At 39.2% G+C, this 6,383-nt stretch carries 4 protein-coding genes and 1 other annotated feature; of the genes, 2 read left to right on the top strand and 2 right to left on the bottom strand.

Translation table 11 applies throughout. From position 1 onward, the window contains the following. The first annotated feature begins 249 nt into the window (after window positions 1-249). Window positions 250-462: a binding site (T-box leader), on the top strand. A gap of 133 nt (window positions 463-595) precedes the next feature. Beyond that, window positions 596-1,699 carry a glutamate 5-kinase gene (gene proB / locus HRG09_RS27225; RefSeq protein WP_174103935.1) on the top strand — a complete coding sequence of 368 codons (1,104 nt, stop codon included), beginning with the start codon at window positions 596-598 and terminating at the stop codon, window positions 1,697-1,699. 165 nt (window positions 1,700-1,864) lie between these two features. Further along, a complete protein-coding gene (locus HRG09_RS27220) occupies window positions 1,865-3,112 on the top strand; it encodes a glutamate-5-semialdehyde dehydrogenase (RefSeq protein ID WP_174103934.1) in 1,248 nt (415 codons plus the stop codon). Between the two features lie 312 nt (window positions 3,113-3,424). Here the strand turns inward: HRG09_RS27220 and HRG09_RS27215 are convergent, their stop codons facing one another. Together HRG09_RS27215 and HRG09_RS27210 are read right to left on the bottom strand one after the other, a co-directional pair. Continuing rightward, window positions 3,425-5,437, bottom strand: a complete 2,013-nt coding sequence (locus HRG09_RS27215) for a serine hydrolase domain-containing protein (RefSeq protein ID WP_174103933.1) — start codon at window positions 5,435-5,437, stop codon at window positions 3,425-3,427. 79 nt (window positions 5,438-5,516) lie between these two features. Then, window positions 5,517-6,383: alpha/beta hydrolase family protein (locus HRG09_RS27210; RefSeq protein WP_174103932.1), on the bottom strand; the 867-nt coding region annotated here is incomplete at its 5' end.

The raw sequence follows: 6,383 nt of genomic DNA, 5'->3' as shown, positions 1-6,383 counted from the left end.
TAAATTATATCGGTTTGAAGTTATTATTTTGAAAAAATTAAAAATATCCCATGTAATATAAAAAAACATTTTAAGAGAGTGCATTGTTTTTTGCAATACAAAAAATATATAGAAATCGGTTTTATTCTGTACGAAACGCGTATATTCTAAATAATTTAAGCTAAGAGCTTTTTAGAAAATTTCTTTATTTAATAAAAACGCCTCTTGACATAAAAATGCATTATATTACATAATGTATAAAAATCAAATTGAAAATCGTTGAAGGGAACTAGTACATATGTCTTCTTGCGAAAGAGAGTGGAATTCACTGGCTGAAAGATTCCTCGTATAGAAAGTATCGAACCTATCCCTGAGTCTTAAACGAAAGTTTAAGCGTATGCCTTCGTTACAGGTATTAAGCGGATATATATATTTATATCAATGAAGGTGGTACCGCGGAACAATGACCGTTTCGTCCTTTTTTAGGGCGGAGTGGTCATTTTTATTTTGCCCTTTGTTGCTAGATAGCCAGTATTCATCAGGGAATTCTTTGCTAAATAGCATGTATAGAAGCTTATTTTACAAAAAATTTAAAATTAGACTAGGAGGGACAAAAATGAAAAAACAACGAATTGTCGTAAAAATTGGAAGCAGTTCCTTGGCAGTTAATCATGGAGGTATCTCCGAGGAACAGCTTTCAGATCACGTTGCTGCTTTGGCGCGACTGAAACAGGAAGGACATGAAGTGTTGCTAATTACATCTGGGGCTGTCGCTGCAGGTTTTTCTGCTCTCGGGTATCCAAGCCGACCTGTGACAATTAAAGGAAAGCAGGCTGCCGCTGCTGTCGGACAAAGTCTGTTAATGCAGGCGTATACAGAGGAATTCCGTAAATATGGTATTGTTACCGCGCAACTTTTACTGACGAGAAATGATTTTTCCAGAAAAGAACAATACAGTAATGCTTACGCTACCTTAGTGGAGCTATTAAACCGTTCTGCTCTTCCTATAATCAATGAAAATGATTCTATTTCTTTAGAGGAGTTAACGTTTGGTGATAATGACATGCTATCGGCATTAGTAAGCGGGCTTGTATCGGCTGATATGCTCATAATTTTTACGGATGTGAACGGTTTGTATGACCGAAATCCTCAAAAAAATCCGGGTGCAAAAAAATATTACTTTCTCCCTGAAGTTACGGAAGAAATCGCTGCTCTTGCTGGAGATGCTGGATCAAAACTTGGAACTGGCGGAATGAAATCGAAAATCGATGCTGCAAAGACCGCACTATCACTTGGGGTGAGTGTATTCATCGGAACAGGGCGTGGACAGGAGAAGTTTTTAGATGTTTTGAAGGGGAAAGGTGACGGAACGTACATCGGCAATGCTCCTCAAAAAGTGATCAAGATGAACAAGCAATGGATTGCGCTACATTCTGTTGTCAGCGGACAAATCGAAGTGGATGCCGGAGCAGCCGCTGCCATCATTCAGCATGGAAAAAGTCTTCTCCCTGCCGGTGTTACCAATGTGTCTGGGTTCTTTCAAGCAGGCAAAGTCGTGGAGGTCATCACACAACAAGGACGCGTGATAGGGAAAGGACAATGTAGATATAGTGCAGAGGAATTACAAGATATAAAAGGTAAGCAGAGTCACGACATTCAAGTTCAAGACGAAAGACATAGCTATGAAGTCATTCATAGGGATAATTGGGTTTCATTTTAAGAGTAGAGAGGATTCGTTCAAGTGAAGAGAACAGAGTCCTCCGTCTTAAATCTGCTTGATTCACCTAATATCTATGTAGAAGAGTCTTGGATGGTAGGGCCAAGTTGTCAGAGTTAAACACGCTTCAAGTTTTATATTTTAAATCTTTAAAAGGAGGAAATGAAAATGAACGAAGTGTTGGAAAAGGGACAAAAAGCGAAAAAGATTGCTGGAGAACTTGTACTCAAATCCACTAATCAAAAAAACAAGGCACTTGCGGCGATTGCTGAGCAATTAATAGTAGAGACACCCTATATTTTGAAGGAGAACAAACGAGATATCGAAGAAGGTAAAGCGAAAGGAATGTCTGCTTCTATACTTGACCGCCTAATGCTGAATGAACAGCGCATTATTGATATGACAGAGGGTATCCGGCAGCTGATTGATTTGCGTGATCCTGTTGGAGAATGTGTAACCGCATGGGAAAGACCGAATGGATTGTCTATTCAGGAGATGCGTGTGCCACTAGGTGTTGTCGGGATGATTTACGAGGCGCGACCGAACGTAACAGTTGATGCGGCCACAATTTGCTTAAAAACAGGAAACGCAGTGATTTTGCGTGGTAGTTCTTCCGCTACTTATTCTAACAAAGCCATCGTTGCTGTCATTCACCGAGCGCTCAAACAATCGAGCTTGCCTCCAGAAAGCGTACAGCTCATTGAAGATACGTCAAGAGATGGCGCAAAGCAGCTGTTTACATTAAACGAGTACTTGGATGTTCTTATCCCAAGAGGTGGCAAGCAGCTAATAGATACTGTAGTGAGAGAAGCGTCTGTTCCTGTATTAGAAACAGGTGCGGGAAATTGTCACATTTTCATTGATGAAACAGCGGATAAACAAATGGCATTTGATATTATCATAAGCGCCAAAACGCAGCGTCCATCTGTATGTAATGCAATTGAAACGATTATACTTCATGAGAAGTGGGCGCAGCGATTTGGTAGCGAACTATTTTCTTTCTTGAAGGAAAGAGGAGTAGAGCTACGTGGTGATAATAAAGTATTGGCAATTGATTCTTCTATTGTACCTGCTTCAGAAGTAGACTGGGGAACAGAATTTTTGTCTCTCACGCTGGCAGTCAAAATGGTTTCCTCTGTTGAAGAAGCGATTAATCACATAAATACTTATGGATCCATGCATTCCGAAGCGATTATTACAGAGAATGAGGAAAACGTCAGCAAGTTTTTCACGTCCGTCGATGCCGCGGCGCTCTACCATAATGCTTCGACCCGCTTTACTGATGGTTTTGAATTTGGCTTCGGCGCAGAAATCGGTATCAGCACACAAAAGCTGCACGTGCGGGGACCGATGGGTCTGTCTGCATTGACTTCCACAAAATATGTGATTCGTGGGAATGGACAGATTCGGATATAAGAAATAGAAGGACAGAGGCAAAGTAAAGAGGGGGCTTTGCCTCTTTAATAGACATAAAAAGACTATTATTAGTGATGCGATGTCCGCTAATGCTTATTGCGTAAAAAGAGGGTCATTGCTACACAGGCCAAATATCATATTGATTCAAATCATAAACAGGAAAAACTCTTCTTTGTGCTTTCAACTTTTTCAACAGATAAGGGTTTATGTTAACTGTCCGTCACTTTGCGTCCTTACAGGCTGTTTCAAGTGGTAGCTTCTTGGAAAGTAGATACCTTTATTAGCTATCTATATATTTGTTTACATATAATTTTATTTTCCGAATCCTTTGTAAAAAGCTCTTGCCATCATAGCCGATGCTTCCTGGTGGGTCATATTTCTTTTCGCATAATATCTTACTACACCATCCCGATATTTCGTTACTTCGGGACCATATAACTCTAATGTAACTACCGTTTTAACTGCTTGTTCCGCCCATGAATCTACTTTATCTTTTAACTTGACATCCCCTTCCTTTAAGCCAGGATTGAGTATTTTCATCATATTGATTAAAATCACGGCTGCTTCTTGACGAGATACTGATTCTTCAGGAGAAAAGTTTTTTTCAGTGGATCCCTTCATTATCCCTAAGTTGACAGCTATTTCAATCTCTTTTTTTGCCCAGTAATGATTAGGAATATCGTTAAATAGAACTGATTTTTCAGGAAAAGAAACATTTAATTGCGCAAGCGAACGTGCAGTCATAAATGCCATCTCTGCCCGAGTGATTGGTTTATTTGGCTGAAACTTTCCTGTTTGGTTTTTGGTTAACTCTAGCAGCTGTATATACCGAATATAATCTGAATAGGGGTTCTTTTTGCTTATATCCTTATAATGAGAAAGCTTGCTCTTTTCTGCGTAACTGGAAATGTCCACGTATTTCAAGTAGGAGATAGTGTGATTTTTATCCTCTTTAAAAGCTAATTTTCTACCCTGTTCGTCTAAAAACAATAACGGATCAAGCTGTTTCAGCTTGGATTTTATGCCTAAGACCCCATCTTCCGCTAATAATTCCCCATTACCAATAGCGGTAATTTTCGTTACAAGGAATCTAGTTCTTAGATCCATGTATTCTCCTTCAAAACGCTTAAGCTCTTCTTTTGGTGTTCTCATATATTTCGGTTCTTCTTCCTTTTGCGGGTAATAGTGATCCATAAATTTCTTAAAGAACTCCTGACGTAAATCCGTCGTTGATTGTTTGTTGTATGTCAAAAAGATTCCGAGTTTGTGTTCAGGTAAAAACCAAATAGCAGAAGAAAAATCAGGCAAAGTGCCTCCTTTACCAATCACGTACTGACCATTAGCAGACTGAAAACTTACGTTTTCAAGTCCATAACCCGTATCAGGGAATTTAGGGTGAATAGCTGAATGGTATTGATTCATTTCTTCAATGGTTTCATTCTTTAAAATGCGCTCATTTTCATAAGTTCCGCCATTCAAATACGCAATCATATATTTGGCCATATCTTCGGCTGTTGTATTCATGCTTCCTGCCGGATTCACGGTTGGGATGATAGTATAGGGCTGCATTGGATTCCCTTGCTCATCATAACCAGTAGCTAAATGTTCCTGCATGGTAGGTGCGAGTGCAAAATCACTGTTTTTCATACGCAAAGGTTCAAAAATATTTTTTTTCATGTATTCTTCAAAAGGCATTCCAGAAATTTTTTCTACTAAATAGCCTTGAAGAGTAGAAGCGTAATTATCGTACATATAAGATTTCCCTGGCTGTCGAGTTACTTTCGGAAGTCGTTCTTTAACATAATCCTTCAGAGGAGAAACTTTCGTTACATCCATTTGTATATCTTCTGGTTTCATCACTTCTGTATGAAAGCCCGTTGTATGTGTTAATAAATGTTTTGGTGTAACAAACTGTGGAAAGGGATTCTTGATTTGCACTTCATCTAGGTAGTTATTTACATCTCCGTTCAATTGGATCTTTCCTTGTTCCACCAGTTGCATGAGAGCTGTAGCTGTAAATGCTTTTGATACAGAAGCGACACGAAAGACAGTTTGATTAGGATCGACAGGGATTTTCTTTTCTTGATTTGCATATCCATAGCCCTTCTTTAACAACACTTTTCCATTCTTCACCACCACAACAGCGGCTCCAGGAATATTCAACTCTTTAATCTCTTTTTGATCAAAAAATTGATCCATCCAACCCTCTAACTCTTTTTCGTCAGACGGTCCTATATCCATGCCAGCCGCATATGAAGAAACAGGACCGAGGAAAGAACTTACGAACATAATGAGAGAGGCTATCAAAGCAATATATCTTTTCATAATTATCCTCCTAACTTAACTCATTATTTTCTATATAAGTTAGCTATTTCATCGGTTAATAGATAATACTATCTGTGCATCATCCGGGAAACATGGGATCTTTAATCGTATACTCTTTTGGTGGTTCTACTTCCATTAGGTTTCGTATAAAATAGTCCCATCGTCGACGTATAAAGTAAACATCTTCTGAAATCCCATGTATCCGATTTGGAAGAATCAGTAAGTCAAAGTCTTTGTTTTCTTTAATCAAAGCATTCACCATTCGCATGCTTAAAGCAGGATGAACGTTATCATCCAGGTCTCCTGTCACCAAAAGTAATTTTCCATTTAGGTTCTTAACCAATTTTGTGTTATCTTGTTCACGGTATAGTTCTGAATTGAAAAGTCCTTGAAAACGTTCTCCCCAAGCCGCTAGGTATAAGCGTTGATCATGGTTCCCGCACCCTGATACTGCTACCTTATATACATCCGGATAAGTCAGTATAGCTCGAGCAGCTGCATAACCTCCTCCAGACTCACCGTAAATACCTACTTTCTTTGAATCTAGAAAAGGATACTGCTCTGCAAGCTGCTTAATAGCTACTACATGATCTTCAAGCCCTGCAGACCATTCCAGTCTCTCGTTAGAAAAATCATGAAATTCCTTTGACCTATAAGGAGTACCTCTTCCGTCCATTAGAATAACAGCAAAACCAAGCTGTGCAAAAGATTGAGCACCGCCCACTTGATCAAATGGTAGCCCTAATGCATACTCTCCCCCCCAAGTAAATTCTTTCGGTGTGTGAGTTATTTGAGGGCCACCATACATATAATCTAGGATGGGATATTTACAACCTTTGTTTATTTTTGCAGGAGGAATCAGTATTCCGTACAAATCCGTTATCCCGTCGGCAGCCTTGACAGTGAAACGCTTTGGCATTTGATATCCATTTGATAAGAGAAGTTC

The organism is Bacillus sp. Xin1 (genome assembly GCF_013314535.1).
Taxonomy (GTDB): domain Bacteria; phylum Bacillota; class Bacilli; order Bacillales; family Bacillaceae_G; genus Bacillus_A.
Note: the sequence above shows the minus strand (reverse complement) of the source record. Positions and strands in the feature narration are given on the sequence as shown.